Genomic DNA, 25,962 nt, shown 5'->3' on the forward strand with positions numbered 1-25,962 from the left:
CCGTGCCTTCCGCGCTCCTGGACGGCGATCCGGTCCCCGCGTCGGGGGCGCTGCCCGGCAGCGCCCGCGAGGGGCTCGGCACGCGCCCGTTCGGCTTCTACGTGCACGTGCCGTTCTGCGTCACGCGCTGCGGCTACTGCGACTTCAACACCTACACCGCCGCCGAGCTCGGCCCCGGCGCCTCGCGCGCCGACTACGCCGCCACGGCCGTCGAGGAGGTGCGGCTGGCCCGCCGCGTGCTCGGCGACGCCGACCTGCCCGTCCGCACCGTGTTCTTCGGCGGGGGCACGCCCACCCTGCTCTCCGCCGGGGACCTGACGCGGGTGCTGCGCGCGATCGGCGAGGAGTTCGGGCTCGCCCCGGACGCCGAGGTCACCACCGAGGCCAACCCCGAGTCGGTCGATCCCGCCTCGCTGGAGGCGTTGCGCGCCGGGGGCTTCAACCGGATCAGCTTCGGCATGCAGAGCGCGCGCGAGCACGTCCTGGCCGTCCTCGACCGCCGCCACACCCCCGGCCGTCCCGCCGAGGCCGTCCGCGAGGCGCGCGCCGCCGGGTTCGCGCACGTCAACCTGGACCTGATCTACGGCACTCCCGGTGAGAGCGACGACGACTGGCGGGCCTCGCTGGCCGCCGCGATCGAGGCCGGCCCCGACCACGTCTCGGCGTACTCGCTGATCGTGGAGGACGGCACCCGCCTCGCCGCCCGGATCCGCAGGGGCGAGCTGCCCATGCCGGACGACGACGTGGCCGCCGACCGCTACCTGGTCGCCGACGCGATGCTCGCGGCGGCCGGTTTCTCCTGGTACGAGGTCTCCAACTGGGCGACCTCCGGGCCCGCCCGCTGCCGCCACAACCTGCTGTACTGGACCGGCGGCGACTGGTGGGGCGTCGGCCCCGGCGCGCACGGCCATGTCGGCGGCACGCGCTGGTGGAACGTCAAGCACCCCGCCGCGTACGCCGCGCGCCTGGCCGAGGGACGTTCCCCGGCCCACGCCCGCGAGGTGCTGACCCCCGAGGACCGGTACGTCGAGCGGCTGATGCTGGAGCTGCGGCTGGACTCGGGCTTCCCCGTGGCCGAGATCGGCCCGGACGCCCGCACGACCCTCGCCCGCGCGCTCGGCGACGGCCTGCTCGACCCGGGGCCGTTCCGCGCGGGCCGTGCCGTCCTCACCCTGAAGGGCCGCCTGCTCGCCGACGCGCTGATCCGCGACCTGGCCTGAGCCGGGCGAGGGTCAGGAGGCGTCCTCGGCGGTCACGAAGTCGATCAGTTCCTCGACCCGGCCGAGCAACTCGGGTTCCAGGTCGGCGTAGCCGCGCACGGAGCCCAGGATGCGCCGCCAGGCGTCCGCGGGCTCGCCGCGCCAGCCGAGGGCGGCGATCACGCCCTCCTTCCAGGGGACGCCGCGCGGCACCTGCGGCCAGGCGGGGATGCCGACCGCCGAGGGCTTGACGGCCTGCCAGACGTCCACGAACGGGTGGCCCACGACGAGCACGTGCGGCGAGGTGACCTCGGCGGCGATGCGGCTCTCCTTGGACCCGGCCACCAGGTGGTCCACCAGCACCCCGAGGCGGCGCCCGGGGCCGGGGCCGAACTCCTCGACGATCGCCGGCAGGTCGTCCACCCCTTCGAGGTACTCGACGACGACGCCCTCCACGCGCAGGTCGTGGCCCCAGATCTTCTCGACCAGGGACGCGTCGTGGAGGCCCTCGACGTAGATCCGGCTCTCCTTGGCGACCCGCGCCCGCAGCCCGGCGACCGCGATCGACCCGGACGCGCTGCGCGCCGGGCCGGACGGGGCGGAGGGCGCCGGGCGCACCAGCGTGACCGGCTTGCCCTCCAGCAGGAAGGCCGCGGGGGCGAGCGGGAACAGCCGCCGCCGCCCGAAGCGGTCCTCCAGCGTCACGGCCTCCTTGTCGCAGGCCACGACGGCGCCGCAGAAGCCGCCGCCGGCGTCCTCGACCACGAGGCCGGGTTCGGCGGGCACCTGGGGGATCTTCCCCCGCAGGGGCCTGCGCCAGTCGCCGGCGAGCACGTCACGTCCGTAGTCCCGCATAACCGGGCACGCTAGCAAAATCAGACCCGCGGATGGGGCCCCTGGGGCGCCTGCGGCCACGCGCCGCGTGTCTCGGCCGTGCGGGCGGCGCGGGCACGGCGGCGCCGGACGACGATCACGATCGTGACGATCGACGCGAACAGGAAGCCCGCGAGGGGGATCAGGAACAGGTACGCCGCACCCTTGGCGAAGTCGCCGGCGCCGGCGGTCAGGCGCTTGCCGATCCCGAAGAGGACCTTCCCGCCCTGGGACTCGCAGCCGATCTGGTAGGTGCCGGCGGCGGGCACGGAGATGTCGAACATGCCCTCCCAGGTGCGCCCGTTCGCGGTGATCGTCTGGCGGACGGACGTCGGGGTGAGCTTCACGGGCCGGCCCGCGACGTCCTGGGCGAGACAGGTCACGTTGGTCGGCCCGGACGCCGAGGCGTACAGGACGGGCTGGTCCAGCGGGTTCAGGGGAGCGGACACCTTGCCGCCGCTCTGGAAGACGTGGGTCGGGGCGATCTGCTCGACGGCGCCCACGAAGCCGCTGAAACCCGTCCAGACGCCTACGACGACGCTGACGAGGAAGACCAGCCAGGCGAGCGGGATCCAGCGCCTGCGGGGACGCAGCGGCGCCGCGGAGCGCGGGACGCCCGGGGCGCCGTACGCCGGGCCGCCGGGCGGCGGTCCCGGCACGGGGCCGCCCTGGGGTGGCACGGCGGACGGCCCGGGACGTCCGCCGGGGCCGGCGGGTCCCGGGCCTCGCGGTGGGCCGCCGGGCGGCGGGACCGTGGGGCCGCCCGCCGGGGGAGGGCCGTACGCGGGGCCGCCGGGGACGGGACCTCCGTGCGGACGGGGGGCGCCGGGCGGGGGAACAGGGGGCGGGCCGTGGTGTTCCGGGGTGCCCTGGCGCGGGATCCGGGGTGCCGGGCCGCCCGGACCTGGCTCGTTCTCGGTCATGATCCCAGTGTGGACGACGGGTCTTGTCATCAGATAGCAAGTGGCTTGTCACTGACCGGGTGAGGTCGTGCCGACGAGTTATCGCACGCCGACGGCCGGGGCCGTACACTTGGCACTCAGGAACACAGAGTGCCAGCCAGCTGTTCACGCAGGCACGATCGCGAGGCAGGAGGTGAGCACGTTGCTCGACGACCGTAAGCTGGCCGTCCTGCGCGCCGTTGTCGAAGATTACGTGTCCACCAACGAGCCGGTCGGGTCAAAGGCGTTGGCCGAGCGCCACAATCTGGGCGTCTCCCCGGCCACCGTCCGCAACGACATGGCCGTGCTCGAAGAGCAGGGGTACATCACGCAGCCGCACACCAGCGCGGGCCGCGTGCCGACCGACAAGGGTTACCGGCTGTTCGTCGACAAGCTGTCCCAGATCAAACCGATGTCGGCGGCGGAACGCCGGGCGATCGAGACGTTCCTCGCCGGCGCCGTCGACCTCGACGACGTCGTCACGCGCACGGTCCGGCTGCTCGCCCAGCTCACCCGTCAGGTCGCGGTGGTCCAGTACCCTTCGCTGACCCGCTCGACGGTGCGTCATGTCGAGTTGGTGCCGCTCGCCGAGCGGCGCATCATGCTGGTGCTGATCACCAACACCGGCCGGGTGGAGCAGCGTGTCGTCGATCTTCCCGAGGGCGTGGCGGACGATCGCATCGCGCATCTGCGGGCGCTGCTGAACGCCTCGCTGGACGGGTGCGGGCTCAGCCGCGTGCCCGACACGGTCGCCGATCTCCCCGAGCGGCTTCCCGAGGAAGAGCGACCGGCGGCGGCCACTATCCTTTCGGTGTTGCTGGAGACTCTGGTCGACCGCCACGAGGAGAAGATCATCTTCGCCGGGGCGGCCAACCTCGCGGGCGACTTCACCGTGGGCCTGCGCGATGTTCTCGAAGCCCTGGAGGAGCAGGTCGTGCTCATGCGGCTGCTCGGCGAGGCGGACGAACATTCCGCGCTTATGGTGCGCATCGGTTCGGAGAACCCGTACTCGGGTCTTCACGGCACCTCGATCGTCGCCGCAGGATACGGTTCGGGCGACAACGAACTGGCTCGGCTCGGAGTGCTGGGCCCGACGCGAATGGACTACCCGGTGACTATGGGAGCGGTGCGCGCGGTGGCGCGCTATGTCGGCCAGATCCTGGCGGGGTCCTAGGTGGCCCGCGACTATTACGGCATCCTCGGGGTCCGCCGTGACGCCAGCCAGGACGAGATCAAGAAGGCGTACCGCCGGCTCGCCCGCGAGCTGCACCCCGACGTCAACCCCGACCCGGAGACGCAGGAGCGTTTCAAGGAGATCAACCAGGCGTACGAGGTCCTGTCGGACCCGAACAAGCGCCAGATGTTCGATCTCGGCGCCGACCCGATGGGCGGGGCAGCGGGCGCGGGCGCCGCGGGCTTCGGCGCGGGTTTCCCGTTCAGCGACATCATGGACGCCTTCTTCGGCGGGGCCGGCGCCGCGCGCGGCGGGCCGCGGTCCCGGGCCAGGCGCGGGCGCAACGCGACCATCCGCGTCGAGCTGGACCTGTCGGAGTCCGCGTTCGGCACCACGCGCGAGCTGGTCGTCGACACCGCCGTGGTGTGCGGGGTCTGCACGGGATCCGGCGCCGCGCCGGGCACCCACCCCGACACCTGCGACATGTGCCACGGCCGCGGCGAGGTCTCGCAGGTCACCCGGTCGTTCCTCGGCCAGGTGATGACCTCGCGGCCGTGCCCGCAGTGCGGCGGCTTCGGCTCGATCATCTCCCACCCCTGCCAGGAGTGCTCCGGCGACGGCCGGGTGCGCACCCGCCGCACGATCAAGGTGCGCATCCCCGCCGGCGTCGAGGACGGCACCCACATCCAGCTCGCCGGCGAGGGCGAGGTCGGTCCCGGCGGCGGCCCGCCCGGCGACCTGTTCCTGGAGATCGTCGAGCGTCCGCACTCCATCTTCGAGCGCCGCGGCGACGACCTGCACTGCACCGTGCAGATCCCCATGACGGCCGCCGCCCTCGGCACGATCCTCACGGTGGAGACCCTGGACGGCGCCGAGGAGATCGACGTGCGCCCCGGCACCCAGTCCGGGCAGGTCATCCCCCTCTACAGCCGGGGCATCCAGCGGCTCAACGAGACGGGCAGGGGTGACCTGCTGATCCACGTCAACGTGGAGACCCCCCACCGGCTCGACCCGGCGCAGGAGGAACTGCTCAAGGAGCTGGCCAAGCTGCGCGGCGAGGAGCGCCCGCCCGGCAAGTTCGCGCCCGGGCAGCAGGGCTTCTTCTCCCGGCTCAGGGACGCCTTCAACGGCCGCTGACGCGGGCCCGGTCCTGCCGGGTCCCGTGGCGTCGTGGGCGGCGCCCGGCACTAAGGTTTGCGGGTGAGCGTCCCCGTGTTCCTCGCCGGCGACCTGTCCGGCGACGAGATCCTCCTGTCCGGCCCCGAGGGGCGGCACGCCGCGACCGTCCGCAGGCTGCGCGCCGGGGAGCGCGTCGACCTCACCGACGGCAGGGGCGCGGTCGCCGAGTGCGCCGTGGAGTCCGCCGGCAAGGACGCGCTGCGGCTGCGGGTGCTCGGCCGGTACGACGTCCCCGCGCCCGCGCCGCGCCTGGTCGTCGTGCAGGGCCTGCCCAAGGGCGACCGGGGCGAGCTGGCCGTCGAGATGATGACCGAGGCCGGGGTGGACGTCATCGTGCCGTGGGCCGCGGCGCGCTGCGTGACGCAGTGGAAGGGCGAGCGCGCGGGCAAGGCGCTGGCCCGCTGGAGGTCGGCGGCCAGGGAGGCGGGCAAGCAGGCCAGGCGCTTCCACCTGCCCGAGATCGCCGAGCAGGCCACGACCGCGGAGGTCGCGCGGCTGATCGAGGACGCCTCGGCCGCCGCGGTGCTGCACGAGGAGGCCGCCGAGCCGCTGTCCCGGCTGCCGGTGCCGTCGGCGGAGGACGGCGGCGACATCGTGATCGTCGTCGGGCCCGAGGGCGGCGTCACCGACGACGAGATCGCCGCGTTCCGGGAGGCCGGGGCCACCGCGGCGCTGCTCGGGCCGACCGTCCTGCGCACCTCGACGGCCGGGGTGGCCGCGGCGGCCGTGCTGCTGGCCCGCACCGGCCGCTGGTAGACACGAAAGCGCGAAGGCCCGCAGGCGCCTCTCTACGGCCCCTCAGGGTCGCCGGGAGGCGCGTGCGGGCCTTCGATCAGCTCTGCAGCGTCTCCGACGTGAGCGTCCCGGTGGAGCCCTCCGCCGTCATCTGCGGGGTGGCGGAGGGAGGGACGCTCGCCGTCGGGGCCGGCGTGCACGAGTGGCAGGTCTCCGGTGTCGTGGTCGCCGTCGGCGTGGGCGGCGGCACCCGGGTCGCGGTGGGCGTCGGGCTCGGCGTGGGCTTGCGCGACGGCCCCGGCCGGGTGGTCTCCTCGGGAGACCCGCCGGTCGGCGCGGGGGAGGCGCAGGGGCCCGCCGACTCCAGGGCGCCCGGCTCGGCCGGGGACGGAACCGCCGTCGGGCACTCCGAGCCCGGCGTGGGCGACGGCGTCGGCTTGGCCGTGGGAGACGGCCCCGCCGAGGTCGTCGCGCCCGGCACCGCGCGCTGCGTGCCGGTCACGGGCTGGCGGCTCGGATTGATCCAGGGCCTGCGCGTGCTCGACTCGTCGGGCGGGTCGGTGTTGTACTCGACCTGCACGATGGGGTGCTGGTCGGGGGTGAACTGCTCGCGCAGGTTGGGCACGAGCATCACCACGGTGGCGGCGACCAGGACCGCGCCCAGCGCCGACGCGCCGGCCCGCCACCAGAAGACGCCTCGCAGGCCGCGCGTGCCGCGCTGCTCGATGCGGGTGCGAATGATCTCCAGTCCGTCCGCGGACGGGACGACAGACTCCGCCTCCGCGCGCAAGACACGGCGCAAGATATCGCCGGACTCGTCGGGGGCCTCGGTCATGACAATTGCTCCAGTACAGTGCGTAGTGCGGCCATTCCGCGGGCTGTGTGGCTTTTCACCGCACCCTTGCTGATGCCCATGGCATCAGCGATCTCCGCTTCCGAAAGGTCGCCGTAATACCGCAGCACCAAGGCTTCGCGCTGTCTGGTGGGCAGGCCGCGCAGCGCCTCGATGACGGCCGACCGCTCAAGCTCCCCGATCGCCCCGTTCTCCGCGCTCGGAGCGTCGGGCAGGCCCTTGGGAGCGTACTTCTCCACGACGGCGCGATGGCGCAGCACGGAGCGGGATCGGTTCACGACCGATTGGCGCAGGTAGGCGAGTGCCTTGTCGGGGTCGCGCAGGCGACGCCACGCACCGTGGAGGGCGACGAAGGCGTCCTGGACGACTTCCTCCGCGGTCGCGGTGTCGCGTACCAACAGCACGGCGAGACGCACTAGCGACCGATAGTGGGCGCTGTAAAGCGCCGTAACGGCCGTGTCGGCGTCCCACCCGACGGGCACCGCCCCCATCGACCTTTCGGCCACGAGGGTCTCGGTGGTCACATCTGTTGGACGCACGGCCTTCCCAGAGGGTTTACGCTCTGCCGGTTCTTTAGGGGGCATGACCCAGTTGTGTCCTCGACGGTGGCCTCGCCGACACTGAACGTTGTCTGCCGCTGAAGTGTCGCACATCAACCCTAGCCGGGAGGATCTTTCGGCGGGACCACCTCGGGATTACCGATTGGCAACGGAGGTGACTACCATTCCGCCGTGACAGACTGCCTGTTCTGCAAGATCGTCAGCGGGGACGTCCCCGCCACGATCGTCCACGAGACCGCGCGCACGGTCGCCTTCCGGGACGTCAACCCGCAGGCGCCCACCCACGTGCTGGTCATCCCCAAGGGCCACTACGAGAACGCCGCGGCGCTCGCGGCGGCCGACGACGGCCTCGCCGACGAGGTCCTCACGGCCGCCCACGCGATCGCCGTCCAGGAAGGCGTGGCCGAGGACGGCTACCGCTTCGTGTTCAACACCGGCCCGGCCGCGGGCCAGACGGTGTTCCACGTGCACGGACACGTGCTCGGCGGCCGGACGATGCACTGGCCTCCCGGCTGATCCTCCGGGGCCCCCGAGGGGCGCGCACCTGGCCTGCGGGAAGGGCGCGTCCCGGATACGATGGGCCTGGGTCGGCGGCACGGCCGGGCCGGGCACGAGACGTCATCGACGGGCATCGACGGTCATCCGGGCGAGCGCGACCAGCCATCCACATCGAACCCGCGACAGCAGCACATCCAGACCGGGAGGCGAGCAGGCCGCAAAGGCCGCCCATGTCCGAGTCACAAGAACCCCGCGGTGCCGCCAGGAACGGCGCACCCACCAGCGAACCTCCGCGCGCCAAGGGCCCGTCCCGCACCCAGGCCAAAGTGGTGATCCCCGACGATCATTCCATGGTGACCATCCTGGGCTCCCGTGACGAGCTCCTGCGGGTCATCGAAGGCGCCTTCCGCGCGGACGTCCACGTGCGCGGCAACGAGATCACCATCAGCGGCAGCCCCGAGGAGAGCAGCCTCGTCGTGCGGCTGTTCGAGGAGATGGTCGAGCTCGTCAGGTCCGGGGCACAGCTCACCACCGACGCCGTCGAGCGCAGCATCGCCATGCTCCGCATGAGCTCCGGCCGCCCCGCCGACGTGCTGTCCCTGGACATCCTGTCCTCCCGCGGCCGCACGATCCGCCCCAAGACGGTGAACCAGAAGCGCTACGTCGACGCGATCGACAAGCACACCATCGTCTTCGGCATCGGCCCCGCCGGCACGGGCAAGACCTACCTGGCCATGGCCAAGGCCGTGAAGGCCCTGCAGGCCAAAGAGGTCAACCGCATCATCCTCACCCGCCCCGCGGTCGAGGCCGGCGAGCGGCTCGGCTTCCTGCCCGGCACCCTCTACGAGAAGATCGACCCCTACCTGCGCCCGCTCTACGACGCCCTGCACGACATGCTCGACCCCGACTCGATCCCGCGCCTGATGGCCGCCGGCACGATCGAGGTCGCCCCGCTCGCGTACATGCGCGGGCGCACGCTCAACGACGCCTTCATCATCCTGGACGAGGCGCAGAACACCTCGCCCGAGCAGATGAAGATGTTCCTCACGCGCCTGGGCTTCGGAGCCAAGATCGTCGTCACCGGTGACGTCACCCAGATCGACCTTCCGGGCGGGCAGCAAAGCGGGCTCAAGGTCGTCCAGGATATCCTGGATGGCATTCCGGACATCCATTTCAGCAGGCTGACGAGCGCGGACGTCGTGCGGCACAAGCTGGTGAGCGACATCATCGACGCCTACAGCCGTCACGACCTCGCGACCGCCGAGCCCCACGCCATCAAGGGCGGCAAGCGCCCGCGGGAGAGATAGAGAACGCGATGAGTATCGAGGTGGCCAACGAGTCGGGCGTCGAGGTCGACGAGACCGCGCTCGCGAAGCTGGCCGGACATGTGCTCGGGCGCATGGGCATCCATCCTCTCGCCGAGCTCTCCATCCTCGTCGTGGACGAGCCGGCGATGTCCCAGTTGCACGAGAAGTGGATGGGCGAGCCCGGCCCGACGGACGTGCTCGCCTTCCCCATGGACGAGCTGCGGCCGAGCCCCGGCGGATCCCGCCAGGAGGGCGACGCCCCGCTCGACCCCGCGCTCCTCGGCGACGTGGTGCTGTGCCCGCAGGTCGCGGCCAGGCAGGCCGCGGAGGCCGGCCACAGCACCGCCGACGAGCTGGAGCTCCTGTGCACCCACGGCATCCTGCACCTCCTCGGCTATGACCACGCCGAGCCCGAGGAGCACGCGGAGATGTTCGGCCTCCAGGGCGAGTTGCTGGACGCGTGGCGGGAGGTGCGGCGGGAGCCGTGAGTTCCCCCGGTGGGTGGCTGATCTCCGCCGCCCTTCTGATCGTCGTCGGTGGCCTGCTGGCCGGCGCGGAGACGGCGCTGACGCGCATCTCCCGCGTGCGCGCCGAGGAGTTCGTCCGCAAGGGCAGGCGCGGCGCCCAGCGCCTTCAGGCGATCGTCGCCGACCCGCCCCGCTACCTGAACCTCGTGCTGCTGCTCAGGCTGAGCTGCGAGCTGGTCGCCACGGTGGTCGCCACGTTGCTGTTCATCGACTGGCTGGGCGACGAGGGTCAGGCGTACGCCGTGGCCGCCGGCGTGATGATCGTGATCAGCTACGTCATCGTCGGCGTCTCGCCGCGCACGCTCGGCCGCCAGCACGCCGAGCCCATCGCGCTGGCCAGCGCGCCCATCGTCTACGGGCTCACCCGCATCTTCGGGCCGCTGCCCAAGCTGCTGATCCTTCTCGGCAACGCGCTGACGCCCGGCAAGGGCTTCCGCGAGGGCCCGTTCACCTCCGAGGCCGAGCTGCGTGAGCTGGTGGACCTGGCCGAGGAGCGCCGGGTCATCGAGCCCGACGAGCGCCAGATGATCCACTCGGTGTTCGAGCTGGGGGACACCCTCGTCCGCGAGGTCATGGTGCCCCGCACGGACATGGTGTTCATCGAGCGCGGCAAGACCCTGTCCCAGGCCCTGTCGCTGGCGCTGCGCAGCGGCTTCTCACGCATCCCCGTGGTCGGCGAGAACGAGGACGACGTCGTCGGCATCGCCTACCTCAAGGACATCGTGCGGCGCGTCCACGAGGCCGGCGGCGACGGCGAGGCCGAGGGCGAGAAGGTCTCCTCGCTCATGCGCCCCGCCACGTACGTGCCCGAGAGCAAGCCGATCGACGAGCTGCTGCGCGAGATGCAGGCGCGCCAGATCCACCTGGCGATCGTCATCGACGAGTACGGCGGCACGGCCGGCCTGGTCACGATCGAGGACGTCCTGGAGGAGATCGTCGGGGAGATCACCGACGAGTACGACCAGGAGGCGCCGCGCGTGGAGTGGCTGGAGGACGGCGGCGCCCGGGTCACCGCGCGGCTGCCGGTCGACGAGCTCGGCGAGCTGTTCGACGTCGAGCTGGACGTCGAGGACGTCGACACGGTCGGCGGTCTGCTCGCGCACGCCCTCGGCCGCGTGCCCATCGCCGGCTCCCGCGCCACCGTGGACGGCCTCACCCTCACCGCCGAGAGCACCGCCGGCCGCCGCAACCGCATCAGCACGGTCGTCGTCCACCGCCTCCCCCCACCCGAGGACCCCGCCGAGCCCGCCGAAGAGGTCCAGGAGAAGTCCGGCGCCTGACCGCGCCGCTCCGGCCGGCGGGGCCGAGGGGCGGGCGCCGCCCGGTTTCCGTGCGCCCGGGACGCTCACCTTCTCGCCGGTCGGATTTCCGTCCATCGCCGGGCCGAGTACGTCCGTGCTGTTCAGAGGGCCGGCGTCTCCGAAGTGCGGGCGGGTTGTGGCTTATGTGGCTATTGGCGGCAAGCATCCTTTAAGTGGCTTGCAAGTGGGGCGTGGGATCTTTTTCTCAGGCGCTCAACGGCTCGGGGCGCCGGTAAGGGGGAGGGCCGGTGTGCCGGGGAGGGGTTCGCGGCAGGCCGGCCAGAGCCGGGGGGATGGCGTGACGGCCCCGGCCGGGAGACCGGCCGGGGCGCGCCACGCCAAAAGGGCGCCCCACCCGGGCTGGGTGGGTGGGGCGCCCTTTTGGGGTTTCACGAGGCCGCCGTCTGAGCGCGCCGGCTTCCGTTCGCGAGCGATGGACGATCCCTTCCCGGGACGTCCGACGCGGTGGTCCGTGCGGGGCCTCAGGAGATGACGCTGGGGGCCACGGGTCCGTCGCCGCCCCAGACGCTCTCGTCCTCGGTGAGCCAGGTCGAGCGTTCGCGCTCCTGGTTCGCCTCGCCGCCGGCGCCGCCCATCGGCATGAACGGCATGCCGCCCATGGCGCCGTTCGCCGCCGCCGCGCGGCCGTTCACCCCCGGCGCCCCTGACCCGGCGCCGCCCGGGCCGCCGTACGACGTCCCGCCGACCGCGCCGAGCGGGCCGGCGCCGTACGGGACCGAGCCGAGGGGGGCGGTGTAGCCGCCCGGCGGGATCGTGCCCGTCGGATTGGTCAGGTTCGGGACGCCGTTGGGGTTGAGCCCCGGGGGCGTGTTGAGCTGGGTCCCGCCGGGCGGCATGGTCGTCGGGTTCGGCTGGATGCCCGCCAGGTTGGTGGACCTCGGGTCGTTGGGGTCCAGCGCGGGCGGCTGACCGCCGTTCTGCGTGCCGCCGGGAACGCCGGCGCCCGGGTCGCCGGGGCCGCCCGTCACGGGCGGTACGCCGCCGTCGCCCGGGCCGCCGGTACCGGGGCCGCCGGTGCCGGGCCCGGTCACGTCCGGCCCGGGCACCTTCGGCCCGCCGATGCTGCCGTCCGGGTTCAGCAGCGTGCCGTCGCCGCCCGTGCCCGAGAACTTCGGCATGCCGGTGCCGCCGGTGTAGGGCGAACCCGTGAACGGCGAGCCCTTGTACGGGTCGCCGCCGCCCGGGTAGTCCACCGTGGTCACCGGCAGGGTGACCGGCGGTCCCGGCGCGGGCAGGACGGTCGTCACGTCGGGGGGAAGCTTCTCGTAGACCGCGGTGATCTGCTTGTTCAGCTCTTCGAGGTGCTTGCGCGCCTTGTCGTTGTCGGACTCGGTCTCCCCGGCGATGGCGCCCGAGATGATGGTGACCGGCGAGATGGTCTTCCAGTTCTCGCCGATGTCGTCGTCCCAGCTGAACCAGCCGCCGTCCGGCAGGTCCGCCCTGGCCTTGCGCAGCTCTTCGGCGTAGAGGTTGTGCGCCGCGCCGACCTGCCTGGCCCGCTCCGACAGCTCGCGGGCGGAGGCGTGCAGCATCCGCAGCGCCTGCTGCGCCTGTGCGGACGACTTGTCCTTCCAGTCCCCGGCCATCGTGCCGGCGACCGACTCCAGCAGCGACATGGTGTCGCCGAGCACCTCGGCCGCGCGGATGTAGGCGGCGCCCGCCGTGGCCACGCCGTCGGGGTCGGTGTTCTGGAGCTTGTTCCGCACGCTCTCGACGCCCCCGTAGGAGCCGGAGTCCCCGTGCGGCGCCGTCGTCCCCGCCTTGATCGGCTGAATGTCGCTGATCCGGTCCATGTCAACCCATCGCCTCGTTGTCGATCACATGCCGCGTCGATCACCCGCCGCGGGCCACGACCGCGTCACGTGTCGGTCGTGCTCGCGGTCTCCGCCTTGCCGATGTTGGCGAACGCCGCCTTCGCCGCCACCACCGCGGCCTCGTACTGGGCGATCAGCTTGTCGTAGCTCACCGTGATCGCCGTGTGCCCCTTGCCGAAGACCACGGCGAGCTGCTGGGCCGCGTCCCACTCGCCGAGGTGGCCCGCCGTCACCTGACCATGTCCCTTGAGGTGCGCCGAGGTGCCGGCGGCGTAGCCCTTGAGCCGCTCGATGTCCTTCTCCAGCGCCTTGATCAGGTTCTTCACGGTGGGATGGTGGACGTCGACGCCGTCCTTGGGCGCCTCCAGGCCCGGCCACTTGTCGTCGAGACGGAAGCCGTTGTAGGCGAAGCCGCTCTCTCCGTGATCGCCCATCTCTGTCCCCTAGGTTCTCGGCGACCGCCCCGTCCGGGACGGCCGGGGAGTGCGCGTTCCCGTCACTTGCCGTCGAACATCGCGACGTTGGCCTTCTCGGCGAGCGAGAAGTTCTCGTGCCCCTGCTCGATCACCGCGCCGAGGCGCTGGAGCAGGGCGGCCATGCGCCCGGAGGCGGCGTCCCACTGCGCCCGCGCGCCCCAGTAGGCGTTGCGCGCGTCGCCGTCCCACTCGCCGAGCAGGCGGTCGAGGTCGGTCTCGAGCTGCTGGAGCGTGCCCTCCATCGCCTGCCACTGGCGGGCGAAGTCCTGGCGCCCGGTGGCCATCGAGCCGAAATTGACCAGCGTGCGGTCGACGTCGTTGTTGATGCCAGCCATGATGATCTCCGTTCCTGGAGTTCCGGTTCAGGTCGCGGGTCGCGCCGGGCGGCGTCAGACGTTGATGTCGGCGGTGAGCCGGTGGGCCGTGGCGGCCTGCGCGTCCTCGGTCCTGCGGTACTGGGTCTCGGTGGCGTGCAGCTTCCTCGCCAGTTCCTGCAGCTCGCGCAGCACGATGCCGAGCTCGGTGTTCCACTGGTTGTAGACGGACTCGAACGCCATTCCGGACTGGCCGCCCCACCCCGCGCGCAGGTCGGTCACGTGGCCCTGCAGCTGGGTCTGGATGCCGCCGATCAGGGAGTGCGCGGTGTCGGTCTTCTTGGCGGCCTCGACGATCTGGGGGAGATTCGCAGCGGTCTGCTGGCCCACGGGTTACCTCCATGGAGTACGGCCTGGCCATGCCCACGGCGGCCCGCAATGCGGATAACGCATCGTCGTGCCCCCGCGATGCTGATCGTCTGAAACACTAGGATCAATCACCACAGGGTGGTCATGTGTCGCATTGCGAGTCAATAACGGTTTTCCGTACATCTGACAGAAAACCTTCTCGCCTGTCTCACGGTCTGACGGCGTCCGCCGCGGTGATCGGCACGGGCGTGCGCGCGGCGGCCGGATCCAGGACGGGGCCCTCCGGGATCAGGTGCAGCAGGTGGGCGGGCACCGGCGCGACGTCGGCGTCGCCGTACCCGAGCCTGGCCACCAGGTCGGCCGAGGCGAGCGCGAACCTGCGGCCCTGGTCGGTGACCAGCGAGTAGTCGCGCACCGCGTCGAGCTGCCCGTCGCCGGGAAGCAGACCCGCGAGCACCGCGCCCCCCGGCGGCAGCAGCACCTGGTCGAAGTGGTCCTGGTCGGAACCCGCCGCGGGCGGCACCGGCATCCGCAGCCGCCCGCCGATCGTCAGCCGCGCCCGCGTGGACCCCTTCCCGGTGTCGGAGTACACCGCGCACAGCGGGGCCGACCGGTCCGGCGCGCCGATCACCGGCATCGTCGCGGGCAGGCCCTCGGCGGCCAGGGAGGTGGCCGACCGGGGCGCCGCGTTGGCGTGCGCGGCGTCCACCTCGACCGGCTCCACCGGCGCGCGGCCGTACGCCGCCTTGGTGGCGGGGTCCTCCAGCAGGAGGGTGGCCTGCGTCTGGGTCAGCGTGGCGAGGCCGTCGCGCAGCAGCACGTACCAGCGGTCCCCGCCGCCGGTCACGCCCGGCACCTTGTACACCCGCCCGGCCGCCGACGCCCGCCCGTCGGGGCCCCGGGTCGCGCGCCCGAGCCCGGGGATCTTGGGCGCCCGGAAGTCCGGGCCGATGGGAAGCGCGTTCAGCCAGCTCGCCGGAACCTGGCGGTCCCGGCCCTCCGCGAGGGCGCGGACGACGGAGTCCGGCACGCGCATACGGCGGTCGGCCAGCACCATCCAGGACTGCTGCCCGTCGTCGGCGATCATCGCCTCCGGCCCGAACGGCCTGCCGCCGACGTCCATGCCGCCCACCAGCGTGCTATACGGCCTGCGCGTGCCGTCCGGCTCCACGGCCTCGGCGACGCACGCCGACCACGGGCCGTGGACGAGCCGCTCGGGCCGGGGCAGCGAGTCCGGCGCGCCCGGGATGCCCACCAGCGTCCCCCGCGAGAACCCGTGCAGCGACGCCGACGACACCGTGCGCACCGTGACCTGCTGGGTGTCCAGCAGCAGGCGGGCCGAGGTGTAGTTGGCCACCGGCAGCAGCCTGGCGTCCCGCTCGCTGTACACGTACGTCGCGCCGGTCTCCTCCTCGACGATCAGCGTGCCCGGCTCGGTGAGCGCGGTGGCGCCGCCGGGCTTGATCAGCCCCCAGATGCCGAACGCGGCCGTCACCAGCACCGCCAGCAGCACGCCGCAGAACATGGCGACGTTGTGCCTGCGCATGGGCGACTCGGGGACGTCGGGCTCGCCCTGGAGCAGCGCCGTGCCGAGGCGCTGCATCATCAGCCGGTGCGCCTGGTAGAGATCGCGACGGGTCTGCATGTCACCCCAGCCTTGCCTGGCGGATCATGGCCGCCAGCATAGAAGCGCGTGCGGTGCGCGGGGGCGTGGACTAGTGTGCGAATCCACCGATCACGACCGGGCCTGCGGACACGGGGGGCGCGCATGAGCGGGGAACCGAGCCGGGAACGACGCATAGAAGCGCTGCTCAACGGGGACGACCCCGGTATGGCGGCCGCCGGGCAGGCGCACGGAGGGCCCGCCACCGAGGGCGGGTTCCAGGGTGGCCCCTACTCGCCGGACGGCCCGGCGACGCCCGGGGGCCAGGGATTCGCGTACGGAGAGCAAGGGCCGGTCGGCTCGGGCATGCCGTTCGCGACCGGCGACCCCGTCGGCTCCGGCCCGCCCGGCGACGGCGGCGGGACGCTCTTCCAAGTGACGGGGCCGGCACGGCCCGAGACGCGCGACCTGATCCATCAGGACGGCGGCGACCCCGACGGTGGGGGGCCGATCGATCCGCTGGAGCCGCGGTGGCCGCACGCGTTCGAGGTGATCGGCGGCCCCGGCGACCCGGGGGACCCTGGACAGCCCGGGAATCCGGGACAGCCCGGCGACCCCGGACAGCCGGGTGAGCCAGGGCAGCCCGGCGATCCGGGTCCGTTCGTTCCTGAGCCGGACATCCCCGATCCGAACGTCCCCGGGCCCACGTCCCCGGACCCGATCATCCCCGATCCCAACGTGCCGGGGCCGACCGTCCCGGACCCCAACGTCCCCGGCCCGAACGTTCCCGACCCGAAGCTGCCCGACCCCAGCGTGCCCGGCACGGAGCCCAAGGTTCCGTCCATCCCGGACCCGAACCTGCCGGGCGGCGCGAACCCGGTGGGCGCGGGGCCCGCGGTGCCGGACCTGCCCGGCGGGGGAGGACCAGGAGGCGGGGCGCCGTCGGGAGGGGGAGGCGGCTTCCCGTCGATCCCCGCGGTGCCGGCCGGTCCCGGTCAGGGACCGGGGACCTCCCAGCAGCCCGCGCTGCCCGCCGACGCGAAGAAGACCCGCAAGGCGGACCCCGCCGCGCTGCGCGGGCTCGGCGACACCATCGACACCCAGGCCGGCGGGAAGATGGAGGGCTCGCGGCAGAAGACGAGCCAGATCCACGTCGGCTTCCCCGGGTTCGGAGTGATCGGCATGGGCGTCTCCGGCGTGCACACGCAGGTCCGCGACAGCGCGGCCGGCCACCTGCGCGAGGGGCGCGAGACCCTCGCCCAGTGGAAGGACATGCTGCACACCTCGGCCCGGTACTGGACGCTGGCCGAGGAGGCCAGCACCACCAAGTCCACCTAGCGAAAGGCCCCCATGAGCTACGAGAACGGCGTCACGCTGCACACCATCGGGCTCGCGGGCATGGCGGCGTTCGCGTTGCTCAACCCGCGCGGATGGCCCGTCTTTCTCATGGCCGGCGCCTCGCTGGGCAACTCCGGCGACATGGACAAGGCCGCGCGCGACTGGCACAGTGTCGCCGCCGACTTCGACGGCCTGGTGACCGAGCTGACCAACCTCACCAACGGCGTGCCGGACGACAAATGGACCGCCGAGGACCGCCAGGCGTTCGAGGCGAGCGTCGCGGCCTTCAAGAAGGAGCTGAAGAAGAGCGGCGCGGTGCACGCGGGCGTCGGCGACAGCATGGACAACCTGGCCAAGCTCTACTACGCCTTCTCGCTGGTCGTGTTCTCCGTGGGCGGCATCCTGCTGGCCCTGGTGGGGGCGGTCGCCGCGGCGATGGCCACCGGGGTCGGCGCGGCCCCGGCCCAGGCCGCCGCGGGGGCCATCGCCACCGGGCTCGAGAAGGTGGTCGCCGCGGCCCAGAAGCACAAGATGGCCGCGCTGGTCGCCGCCACCGTCCTGCTGGGCGGCGTCTACACGTGGAACCAGAGCAAGCAGGGCGAGCTCCAGCAGAAGGGGATGAACCCCAGCGGCGGCGGCCAGCCGATGTTCACCCAGGTCGCCACGCTCAACCTCACCACCGGCGACGGCGCCCTCCCCGGCACGGGAACCCTCCCGGCCCTCCCCGGCCTGCCCGCCGACGGCACCGTCCCCGGCGTCCCGCGGGTGAACTAAGGCCGCTGCCGAACCAGGTCCGCGCCGGGTGCCTCAGAGGTCGAGGCGGCGGCGGACGCGGTCCAGCTCGGACATGACGTCCTCGAACACACGGTTGTAGGCGGCCTCGGCCTCCTTGGCGCGGGCGATCGCGGCCTCGGGATCCTCCAGCAGGCGCATGGGGTTGTCCTCGGCGCCGAAGACCTCCGCCATGGCCTCGTTCGTCTGCTCGCGCAGGTCGCGGGCGGCGTCCGCGGACACCGTCTTGATCAGCGCGGCCAGGTCGGTGGAGGCCAGGCGCATGGCGCGCGGGTTCAGCTCCAGCTCGCGCAGGCCCTCGGCGCCGTACTCGACGGTGACCAGGTGGTCCTTGTCCTGGGCGCGGCCCACCAGCTCGGCCAGCCGCCGTTGCAGCCCCTCCATGTGGGCGAACCGCTCCTGGGCCTGGTTGAGCAGCTTCTCCAGGTCGATGCCGGCGAAGTCGCCGAACTCGGTCATGCGCAAGCCTCCTTCGCCGCCGCGGCAAAGCCGACATCGAGGACCCTACAGCGGTGGATCACCCCGCGTGCCCGTGCGTGAACGATGATCGGCGCCGGTGTTGCCGGTCGGCCAGGTCCGGATGAACATCCGGGACAGATCATCCGTAAAGCATGGAAACCCGGTAAGAACGGCACTGCGGAACATCGTGATCAGGGAGGCCGCAGTGGGGCAGGAGAAGTACGTCACCTCGGCCGCCATCGAGAGCATCATCAAGGAGATCGACCAGGACGTCGTCCCGGCCGTGCGCGAGTGGCGCGGGCTGGTCGACACGACCACGGTCGGCTTCCCCGGCTGGGGCGCGCTCGGCGAGCTGATCATCGGGCTCCGCTACCGCCAGGTCCAGGACGACGTGCGCGGCAAGCTCGCCGAGGCGGTCACCGTCCTGGAGACCTGGACCAGGCAGCTCGACACGGCCCGCGCCAACTGGCGGGCCGCCGAGGACGCCTCCACCGCCGTCTACGTCTGAGGCGCGCTCCCGCGACGGCACGACGCACGAGAACGAGGGAGCCGGGAACGACCATGGCGAAGACTCCGTACGGCCCGTCCCTGCGCATGGCGGGCGGCAGCGCGGCCTCGGTGCTGAACGACCTGCGCAAGGCCGCCCTGTTGTCGCGCCCGCTCACCGTGGGCGTCGCGATGGCCTCGACCGCCGTCGCCAACGTTCCCGGCATGGCCGACGCCTACGCCAACTGGGACTCCATCCACGCGCGCCTGGACACGGCGAACAAGAGCTTCCTGCGCAACCTCGGCGACAAGGGCAAGGACGGCTGGATCGCCGCCGACCACGACGCGTTCTCCGACGCCGTCGAGCGCTTCCAGGAGGCGCTGGAGACGCTGCGCGGGTACGTCAAGAGCGTCGCGGGCATCGTGGACGAGCTGGGCGACGCCTACCGCGCGTACTGGGTGGCGCTGGCCAGGATCGCCGCGGCGCTGGCCGCGGGCATCGCCGTGGCCGCCGCGATGCTCACCACGCCCTACAGTGCCGCCGCGGGGTACGCGCGGCTGCAGGCGCTCGGGGTCATGGCCAACGGGCTGATCGCCACGGCCACCGGCATGCTGGCCAAGGTCGTGTCGGCCGTGGCGGGCGGCATGTCGGTGTACTTCGCGGGCAAGGCGCTGGTGCAGATGTACAACCTGGAGCCGACGGGCGCCGCCAAGGTCGACTTCACCAAGGCGGTCATCGACACGCGGGGCCTGCCCCCGTTCCAGCCCCCCGCTCCCGGCCGCCCGCCGGCGCCGCCGCCGTCCGGGGGCTTCGAGTGGCGCGAGCCCAAGGTCGAGCGGCCCCAGCCGTACAAGCCCTGAGATCCGTATCCGCCATATCCGCTGTATCCGCTATATCCGCCATCCGAAGGAGCGGCCCGCGTGTTCGATCCGGACGACTTCCAGCTCGACGACTTCGACCGTGTCGCCGAGGAGAGCAGGCGGGCCGTCCGCCGGCTCGGCGAGGTCATGGGGGAGCTCAGGGCCGTCAAGGGCACGGGCGAGGCCGCCGGGGGCATGATCGGCGCGGTGGTGGACGGCGGGGGCATGGTGGAGCGGGTCGTGCTGGATCCCCGGGCCATGCGCCTGGACAGCGACGCGATCGGCCAGGCCGTCACCGAGGCCGTGCGGGCGGCGCAACTGGACGCCCGGCGGCGCAACGAGGAGCTGCTGCGCGGCGCGATGGGCGAGGAGCGGCCCTCCTCGTTCGACCCCTACGACCTCGACGGGGTGCAGGCGTGGCTGGAGGAGGCCGCCCGCGTGATGGACGACCACCGCTGAGCCCGCGAGGTCACCCGGCCAGGCCGCGCACCCAGGTGTAGACGTCCAGCACGCCGAGGGCCAGCGGGAACATCCCGGCGATCAGCACGAACTCCACGATGTCCCCGGCGCGGCCCCAGAACGGCGTGGGGCGGCGCTGCGGGAGGAACAGCCCCATTCCCGCCGCGATCGCCGCCATGACCAGCAGTCCCGGCAGGGCCAGCAGCGCGGCGGTCGCCCCGGTCAGCGCCACCGCGACCAGCAGGAGCACCAGGCCCGCGAGGCCGGCGCCGATCAGCCAGAGGCGCTGGCCGACGCCGAGGAACACCCGGGCGCGCATCAGCAGGGCGAAGGCCAGCGTGACCCGCATCGCCTCGCCGGTCCACCCGGGGGAGCCGAGCAGGAGCAGCTCGGCGGCGACCGCCACCAGGGCGACGCCCGCGGCGAGGCCGGTGGCGAACCGCTCGGCCTCCACGGCGCGCCTCTTGACGTCGGGCCCGTCGAGCTCCTGATCGTCGGCGCGCAGCTCCTCGGCGTTCCTGGGGGCGGACGGTAGTGGCAGCCGTGCCAGCCGGAACGACAGCGTCGGGATCAGCGGCGTGCAGGCCAGCACGAGCGCGACGATCAGCGCGGCGACGCCCGGGGCGGGCACGCGCCACACCATGACGGCGGCGGCGCCCGCGGCCCCGATGATCGAGGAGAGCGCGACGCCGAAGAAGGCGGGCAGCCCTTCGGCGACGGCCCAGCCGGCGATCGTGGCGGCGAGCGCGGTCACGGCGAACGCCGCGAGCAGGCCGGGCGCGCCGAACCAGGTCAGGCCCGCGTCCCCGCCCGTGGCGAAGAGCCCGGCCAGGAAGGCGTACGGCAGGGCGGCGTACCCGGCGACGGCGCCGGCCCCCGCGTCGCCGAGCGCCCGCGACAGCGCGGCCCCCGCGCCCACCAGCAGCAGCGCGAGCGCGCCCGCGACGATCGTGGCGAGCCGCCACGGCGGTCCGGCGACGGTGAGGGCGAGCGCGCCCGCGACCAGGCAGGCCGCGGTGGCGCCGAGGCCGGTGGCCCGGGTGTGGCGGGGCTGCCAGCGGCCGGACCTCTCCTTGATGCCGGTGGCGATGGTGTCGGCGACGTCGTCGAAGACGGCCTCGGGCAGCTCGGACGGGCGGGGCAGCAGGTACAGCACCTCGCCGTCGCGCACGCCCAGCGCCGACAGGCCCGCGTCCAGGCTGAGCGGCCTGCCGCCGACGCGCTGGAGCGCCCAGCCGGTCGTGGTGAACGCGGCCTGGTCGGGGCTCTCGCCCGCGGCGGCCAGGAGGTTCGGCAGCAGGTGCGCGAGCGGCAGGTCGGAGGGGATCGCCAGGTCGACCCGCTTGCGGGGGGTGACGATCGTGACCCGGCTCATCGCCACGGCGGGGCCGGGCGGATGCAGCACGGCCGCGCGGGACGCCCCGTCCGGCGCGGGCGGTCCGGCCGCCGGCGCCCCCGGGCCCGGCATGGAAGGCGGTCCCGCCGTGGGGTTCAGCGTCACGCCGACTCCTTCATCACGCGCAATACCGTAGCGGCCCGACAAGCTCGGCGATGGCCGACATTTCCATCTTTGGGAGTGATGCGCGCTTTCTTGGAGATCGGGCGGGGACGAAGATCTGAATTCGCTACGGTTGGCCCAGACACGAGGTCTCCGCGGCCGGGCCGCACGGAGGCCGCGGAGCACCAGGTTCGCGACACAGGGGGAGCGACGTGGGAACTGTCGTCGTCCGGCGTCCGGAGCGCCGGCCGCCTCCGGCGCCGCCCCGCGGCGAGATCCTGCTGGAGTCCCCGCCGGAGATCCCCGAGACCACCTCCGGCGGGTTCGGGCAGATCCTCACCTTCATGCCGATGGTCGCCGGCGGCGCCGCCATGGGCCTTATGTTCACCGCGGGCGGGGGCGGCAGCCCCATCATGTACGTCGCCAGCGGCATGTTCGCGCTGTCCATGGTCGGCATGAGCCTGAGCCAGCTCGGCCGGGCCTCCGGCGAGCGCAAGTCCCGCCTCAACGGCCTGCGCCGCGACTACTTCCGCTACCTGTCCCAGACCCGCAGGAAGGTGCGCAGGGCGGCGCGGCAGCAGCGTGAGGCGCTCCAGTGGAACGGCCCCGACCCCGACGCGCTGTGGTCGTTCGTCATGGGCCCCCGCCTGTGGGAGCGGCGCCCGCGCGACGGCGACTTCGCCACCGTGCGGGCCGGCACCGGCACCCAGCGGCTCGCCGTCCAGCTCATCCCGCCCGACTCCAAGCCCGTCGAGGACCTCGACGCCATGGCCGCCGGCGCGCTGCGCCGCTTCGTCCGCGCCCACTCCAGCGTGGACGACCTGCCGATCGCGCTGGCCCTGCACTCCTTCGCCCGCATCCTGCCCACCGGCGACCCCGCCGCCGCGCGCGACCTGGTCAGGGCGCTGATCGGCCAGCTCGCCGTCTTCCACTCCCCGGAGGACATGCGGATCGCCGTGTGCGCCGGCAAGGAGTGGCTGGCCCAGTGGGAGTGGGTCAAGTGGCTGCCGCACGCGCTGCACCCCGAGGAGAGCGACGCCGCGGGCCCCGTCCGGCTCATCGCCGAGGACCTGCGCGACCTCGACCGGCTCCTCGGCGGCGAGCTGAAGGACCGCGGCCGGTTCCGGCCCGGCGCCTCCGCCGAGTCGCTGCCCTACCACGTCGTCATCCTGGACGGCGGGTACGTCCCGCAGGACTCCCAGCTCGGCACGGACGCCATCCAGGGCGTCACCGTCATCGACCTCGGCGGCGCCGCCGCGCCGGTGGAGGAGGGCGCCACGCTGCGGCTGGAGGTCCTGCCCGACCGGTTCAACCGCGTCGTGCTCGACCACGCGGGCAAGGAGATCGTCAGCGGCCTCGGCCGCCCCGACCGGCTGACGTACCTGCAGGCCGACGCGCTGGCCCGCCAGCTCGCCCCGCTGCGCGCCTCCCCGGCCAAGGGCGGCGAGGGCCAGGACGTCCTCGGCGCCGACATGACGCTCACCGACCTGCTCGGCGTCGCCGACCCGCAGCGCCTGGACATCCCGGGGCTGTGGCGTCCGCGCGCGGCGCGCAACCGGCTGCGGGTGCCGATCGGCCTCGGCGCCGATGGCCGCGTGGTCGAGCTGGACATCAAGGAGTCCGCCCAGGGCGGCATGGGACCGCACGGGCTGATCATCGGCGCGACCGGCTCGGGCAAGAGCGAGCTGCTGCGCACGCTCGTGCTCGGGCTCGCGGCCACCCACTCCTCCGAGATCCTCAACTTCGTGCTCGTCGACTTCAAGGGCGGCGCGACCTTCCTCGGCCTGGACACGCTGCCGCACGTCTCGGCGGTCATCACCAACCTGGAGGACGAGCTCCCCCTCGTCGACCGCATGTACGACGCGCTCAACGGCGAGATGGTGCGCCGCCAGGAGCTGCTGCGCGCCGCCGGCAACTACGCGTCGCTGCGCGACTACGAGCGCGCCAGGGAGCAGGGCGCCGACCTGCGGCCCCTGCCCACGCTGTTCGTCGTCCTCGACGAGTTCAGCGAGCTGCTGTCGGCCAAGCCCGAGTTCATCGACCTGTTCGTCATGATCGGCCGTCTCGGCCGCTCGCTCGGCGTCCACCTGCTGCTCGCCTCGCAGCGCCTGGAGGAGGGCAGGCTGCGCGGCCTGGACACCCACCTGTCCTACCGGATCGGCCTGCGGACCTTCTCGGCCATGGAGAGCCGCGTCGTGCTCGGCGTCGCCGACGCCTACGAGCTGCCCCCCGCGCCCGGCAACGGCTACCTGAAGTTCGACAACAGCGGCATGACCCGCTTCAAGGCCGCCTACGTCTCCGGCGCGTTCGCCCCCGAGACCCGCCAGGAACGCCGCGCCCCCGCCGACCGCCGCCAGGTCGTCGTCTACGGCACCTCCTACATCCCCGTGCCCGCGCCCGTCCAGCGGCCCGAGCCCGAGCCGCGGCCCCCGGCGGTGGGCAGGGACAGCCTGCTCGACATCGTGGTGCGCCAGTTCCAGGGCCACGGCCCGCCCGCGCACCGCATCTGGCTGCCGCCGCTGGCCGAGCCGCTCACGCTCAGCCACCTGCTGCCGCCGCTCAGCATCACCCGCGAGCACGGCCTGTCCACCACCGGCTGGGCCGGGCGCGGCAAGCTGCGCGCCGTCCTCGGCATCGTGGACCGGCCCTTCGAGCAGCGCCGCGACCCGCTCGGCGTCGACCTGTCCGGCGCGGCGGGCCACCTCGCCGTCGTCGGCGCGCCGCAGAGCGGCAAGAGCACGCTGCTGCGCACGCTGGTCGCCGGGCTCGCGCTCACCCACACCCCGCGCGAGGCGCAGTTCTACTGCCTGGACTTCGGCGGCGGCACGCTGTCCTCCCTCGAAGGGCTGCCGCACGTGGGCGGCGTGGCCAACCGCCTGGACGGCGACCGCGTCCGCCGTACCGTCGCCGAGGTCACCGCGCTGATGCAGCGCCGCGAGCGCGAGTTCGCCGAGCGGGGCATCGACTCCTTCGCCACCTACCGGCGCATGGTCGCCGAGGGCGCGATCACCGGCAACGAGTTCGGCGACGTCTTCCTGGTCGTGGACGGCTGGCTGACCGTGCGCCAGGAGTTCGACGCGCTGGAGCCCACCATCACCGACCTCGCCGCCCGCGGCCTGGGCTACGGCGTCCACGTCGTCGCCGCGACCAACAAGTGGTCGGAGTTCCGGCCCGGCATCCGCGACCTGTTCGGCTCCCGGCTGGAGCTGCGGCTCGGCGACGCCTACGAGTCGGAGGTGAACCGCAAGGCGGCGCTGGCCGTGCCCGAGGGCGTGCCGGGGCGGGGGCTCACCCGCGACGGGTTCCACTTCCTCGGCGCGCTGCCGCGCATCGACGGCGTCCGGCAGACCGACGACCTCACCGTGGGCGTCCGCGCGCTCGTGGACGCCGTCCGCGAGGCGTGGCAGGGGCCGCCCGCGCCGCGCGTCCGGCTGCTGCCCGCCGTCCTGCCCGCCGACGCGCTGCCGGGGCCCGAGCAGACCGGGGCGCGCGTCCCGATCGGCATCGACGAGGCCACCCTGTCGCCGGTCTCGGCCGACTTCGAGACCGACCCGCACCTAACCGTGATCGGTGACACCGAGAGCGGCAAGTCCAACCTGCTGCGGCTGGTCGCGGAGGGGATCGTCGCCCGCCACACCCCCGCGCAGGCGCGGCTCATCGTCATCGACTACCGCCGCTCGCTGCTGGACGCCGCCTACACCGAGCACCGCATCGGGTACGCGGCCTCCAGCACCACCGCGGCCGAGATGGTCCTGGAGGCGCGCGAGGCGCTGACCAAACGGCTCCCGCCGCCGGACCTCACCCCCGACCAGCTCCGCTCGCGCACCTGGTGGAAGGGCGCCGACCTGTACTTCGTCGTGGACGACTACGACCTGGTCGCCACCGGGGCCAACCCGATCGCGCCGCTGCTCGACCTGCTGCCGCAGGCGCGCGACATCGGCCTGCACCTGGTGCTCGCCCGCGCGATGGGCGGCGCGGGGCGGGCGATGTACGACCCGGTCATGCAGCGCCTCAAGGACATGGCGAGCCCGGCCGTCATCCTGTCCGGCGACCGTGACGAGGGCGTGCTGTTCGGCGTCCGCCCGCACGCGCTGCCGCCCGGCCGCGGGTACTACGTGGACCGCCGCTCCGGCAGTCGCCTGATCCAGACCGCCTTCCTGGCCCCGTCCGCTCCCCAGAGCTGACCCATTCGCCCCACATGCCCGGGATTCAGCTGTACGAGCTTTTCGGGGGGTACGGGGGTGAAATTTGCTAAGTAAATCCGGCATACCCCTCTAAAGCTCTTGAATGCCGCATTATTAACATATCGCATCTTGAAGTATGCT

General features: G+C 73.1%; 25 protein-coding genes. 14 read left to right on the plus strand and 11 right to left on the minus strand.

The genetic code is table 11. The features are described 5' to 3' along the window. The first annotated feature begins 2 nt into the window (after positions 1-2). Complete coding sequence (hemW, locus tag BJ981_RS22315; RefSeq protein WP_184613395.1) at positions 3-1,220, plus strand: radical SAM family heme chaperone HemW; 1,218 nt, start codon at positions 3-5, stop codon at positions 1,218-1,220. Positions 1,221-1,232: 12 nt separating this feature from the next. Here the strand turns inward: hemW and BJ981_RS22320 are convergent, their stop codons facing one another. After that, the gene (locus BJ981_RS22320; protein WP_184613397.1) at positions 1,233-2,054 is read right to left on the minus strand and encodes a DUF3097 domain-containing protein; all 822 of its coding nucleotides are present in this window, start codon (positions 2,052-2,054) and stop codon (positions 1,233-1,235) included. Between the two features lie 20 nt (positions 2,055-2,074). Then, positions 2,075-2,731 carry a hypothetical protein gene (locus BJ981_RS22325; protein WP_184613399.1) on the minus strand — a complete coding sequence of 219 codons (657 nt, stop codon included), beginning with the start codon at positions 2,729-2,731 and terminating at the stop codon, positions 2,075-2,077. 445 nt (positions 2,732-3,176) lie between these two features. On the opposite strand from BJ981_RS22325, the gene hrcA reads away from it, so the two are divergent. The 3 genes from hrcA to BJ981_RS22340 all read left to right on the plus strand — a co-directional run bounded on the left by hrcA (position 3,177) and on the right by BJ981_RS22340 (position 6,122). After that, positions 3,177-4,187, plus strand: a complete 1,011-nt coding sequence (gene hrcA, locus BJ981_RS22330; RefSeq protein ID WP_184616317.1) for a heat-inducible transcriptional repressor HrcA — start codon at positions 3,177-3,179, stop codon at positions 4,185-4,187. After that, a complete protein-coding gene (gene dnaJ, locus BJ981_RS22335; protein WP_184613401.1) occupies positions 4,188-5,324 on the plus strand; it encodes a molecular chaperone DnaJ in 1,137 nt (378 codons plus the stop codon). Between the two features lie 63 nt (positions 5,325-5,387). Further along, entirely contained in the window at positions 5,388-6,122 is a 735-nt protein-coding gene (locus BJ981_RS22340) for a 16S rRNA (uracil(1498)-N(3))-methyltransferase (protein ID WP_184613404.1), read from the plus strand. Positions 6,123-6,198: 76 nt separating this feature from the next. Here the strand turns inward: BJ981_RS22340 and BJ981_RS22345 are convergent, their stop codons facing one another. Then, positions 6,199-6,936 (minus strand): hypothetical protein, encoded by a 738-nt coding sequence (locus tag BJ981_RS22345; RefSeq protein WP_184613406.1) that lies wholly within the window; start codon positions 6,934-6,936, stop codon positions 6,199-6,201. Beyond that, on the minus strand, positions 6,933-7,445 hold the full coding sequence (locus BJ981_RS22350) for a SigE family RNA polymerase sigma factor (RefSeq protein WP_184616318.1): 513 nt from the start codon (positions 7,443-7,445) through the stop codon (positions 6,933-6,935). Before BJ981_RS22350 ends, BJ981_RS22345 begins: the two co-directional genes overlap by 4 nt. 240 nt (positions 7,446-7,685) lie before the next feature. On the opposite strand from BJ981_RS22350, the gene BJ981_RS22355 reads away from it, so the two are divergent. From BJ981_RS22355 to BJ981_RS22370, 4 genes are all read left to right on the plus strand, one after another. Continuing rightward, positions 7,686-8,030, plus strand: coding sequence for a histidine triad nucleotide-binding protein (locus tag BJ981_RS22355; RefSeq protein ID WP_184613408.1), 345 nt, complete (start codon positions 7,686-7,688; stop codon positions 8,028-8,030). 332 nt (positions 8,031-8,362) lie between these two features. After that, on the plus strand, positions 8,363-9,319 hold the full coding sequence (locus BJ981_RS22360; RefSeq protein WP_239123214.1) for a PhoH family protein: 957 nt from the start codon (positions 8,363-8,365) through the stop codon (positions 9,317-9,319). A gap of 8 nt (positions 9,320-9,327) precedes the next feature. Then, positions 9,328-9,807 carry an rRNA maturation RNase YbeY gene (gene ybeY / locus BJ981_RS22365; RefSeq protein ID WP_184613412.1) on the plus strand — a complete coding sequence of 160 codons (480 nt, stop codon included), beginning with the start codon at positions 9,328-9,330 and terminating at the stop codon, positions 9,805-9,807. After that, a complete protein-coding gene (locus BJ981_RS22370; protein WP_184613415.1) occupies positions 9,804-11,126 on the plus strand; it encodes a hemolysin family protein in 1,323 nt (440 codons plus the stop codon). Before ybeY ends, BJ981_RS22370 begins: the two co-directional genes overlap by 4 nt. A 503-nt stretch (positions 11,127-11,629) precedes the next feature. On the opposite strand, the gene BJ981_RS39315 is transcribed toward BJ981_RS22370, so the two are convergent. From BJ981_RS39315 to eccB, 5 genes are all read right to left on the minus strand, one after another. Beyond that, entirely contained in the window at positions 11,630-12,961 is a 1,332-nt protein-coding gene (locus tag BJ981_RS39315) for a WXG100 family type VII secretion target (RefSeq protein WP_184613417.1), read from the minus strand. 65 nt (positions 12,962-13,026) lie between these two features. Then, a complete protein-coding gene (locus tag BJ981_RS22380; RefSeq protein WP_184613419.1) occupies positions 13,027-13,416 on the minus strand; it encodes a hypothetical protein in 390 nt (129 codons plus the stop codon). 62 nt (positions 13,417-13,478) lie between these two features. After that, complete coding sequence (locus tag BJ981_RS22385) at positions 13,479-13,793, minus strand: WXG100 family type VII secretion target (RefSeq protein WP_184613421.1); 315 nt, start codon at positions 13,791-13,793, stop codon at positions 13,479-13,481. 54 nt (positions 13,794-13,847) lie between these two features. Continuing rightward, a complete protein-coding gene (locus tag BJ981_RS22390; RefSeq protein WP_184613423.1) occupies positions 13,848-14,162 on the minus strand; it encodes a WXG100 family type VII secretion target in 315 nt (104 codons plus the stop codon). A gap of 187 nt (positions 14,163-14,349) precedes the next feature. Continuing rightward, positions 14,350-15,786, minus strand: coding sequence for a type VII secretion protein EccB (gene eccB, locus BJ981_RS22395; protein WP_184613425.1), 1,437 nt, complete (start codon positions 15,784-15,786; stop codon positions 14,350-14,352). Between the two features lie 123 nt (positions 15,787-15,909). Here eccB and BJ981_RS22400 point away from each other — a divergent pair, with 123 nt between their 5' ends. Then, the gene (locus BJ981_RS22400) at positions 15,910-17,082 is read left to right on the plus strand and encodes a hypothetical protein (protein WP_184613427.1); all 1,173 of its coding nucleotides are present in this window, start codon (positions 15,910-15,912) and stop codon (positions 17,080-17,082) included. A gap of 12 nt (positions 17,083-17,094) precedes the next feature. After that, on the plus strand, positions 17,095-17,856 hold the full coding sequence (locus tag BJ981_RS22405) for a WXG100 family type VII secretion target (RefSeq protein ID WP_184613429.1): 762 nt from the start codon (positions 17,095-17,097) through the stop codon (positions 17,854-17,856). A gap of 33 nt (positions 17,857-17,889) precedes the next feature. On the opposite strand, the gene BJ981_RS22410 is transcribed toward BJ981_RS22405, so the two are convergent. Then, on the minus strand, positions 17,890-18,333 hold the full coding sequence (locus BJ981_RS22410) for a YbaB/EbfC family nucleoid-associated protein (RefSeq protein WP_184613430.1): 444 nt from the start codon (positions 18,331-18,333) through the stop codon (positions 17,890-17,892). 205 nt (positions 18,334-18,538) lie between these two features. Between BJ981_RS22410 and BJ981_RS22415 the strand changes: the two genes are divergently transcribed. From BJ981_RS22415 to BJ981_RS22425, 3 genes are read left to right on the plus strand one after another with little or no spacing between them, the layout of a single operon-like run. Beyond that, a complete protein-coding gene (locus BJ981_RS22415) occupies positions 18,539-18,841 on the plus strand; it encodes a hypothetical protein (RefSeq protein ID WP_184613432.1) in 303 nt (100 codons plus the stop codon). Between the two features lie 53 nt (positions 18,842-18,894). Further along, positions 18,895-19,680, plus strand: a complete 786-nt coding sequence (locus BJ981_RS22420) for a hypothetical protein (RefSeq protein WP_184613434.1) — start codon at positions 18,895-18,897, stop codon at positions 19,678-19,680. 60 nt (positions 19,681-19,740) lie between these two features. After that, entirely contained in the window at positions 19,741-20,139 is a 399-nt protein-coding gene (locus BJ981_RS22425) for a YbaB/EbfC family nucleoid-associated protein (RefSeq protein ID WP_184613436.1), read from the plus strand. 10 nt (positions 20,140-20,149) lie between these two features. On the opposite strand, the gene eccD is transcribed toward BJ981_RS22425, so the two are convergent. After that, positions 20,150-21,640: a type VII secretion integral membrane protein EccD gene (gene eccD / locus BJ981_RS22430; RefSeq protein WP_239139012.1), complete on the minus strand. Its 1,491-nt coding sequence runs from the start codon at positions 21,638-21,640 to the stop codon at positions 20,150-20,152. A gap of 209 nt (positions 21,641-21,849) precedes the next feature. Between eccD and eccCa the strand changes: the two genes are divergently transcribed. Then, positions 21,850-25,821, plus strand: coding sequence for a type VII secretion protein EccCa (gene eccCa, locus BJ981_RS22435; RefSeq protein WP_184613438.1), 3,972 nt, complete (start codon positions 21,850-21,852; stop codon positions 25,819-25,821). Positions 25,822-25,962 lie beyond the last annotated feature (141 nt).

It is taken from the genome of Sphaerisporangium krabiense (genome assembly GCF_014200435.1).
In the GTDB taxonomy this organism is placed as follows: domain Bacteria; phylum Actinomycetota; class Actinomycetes; order Streptosporangiales; family Streptosporangiaceae; genus Sphaerisporangium; species Sphaerisporangium krabiense.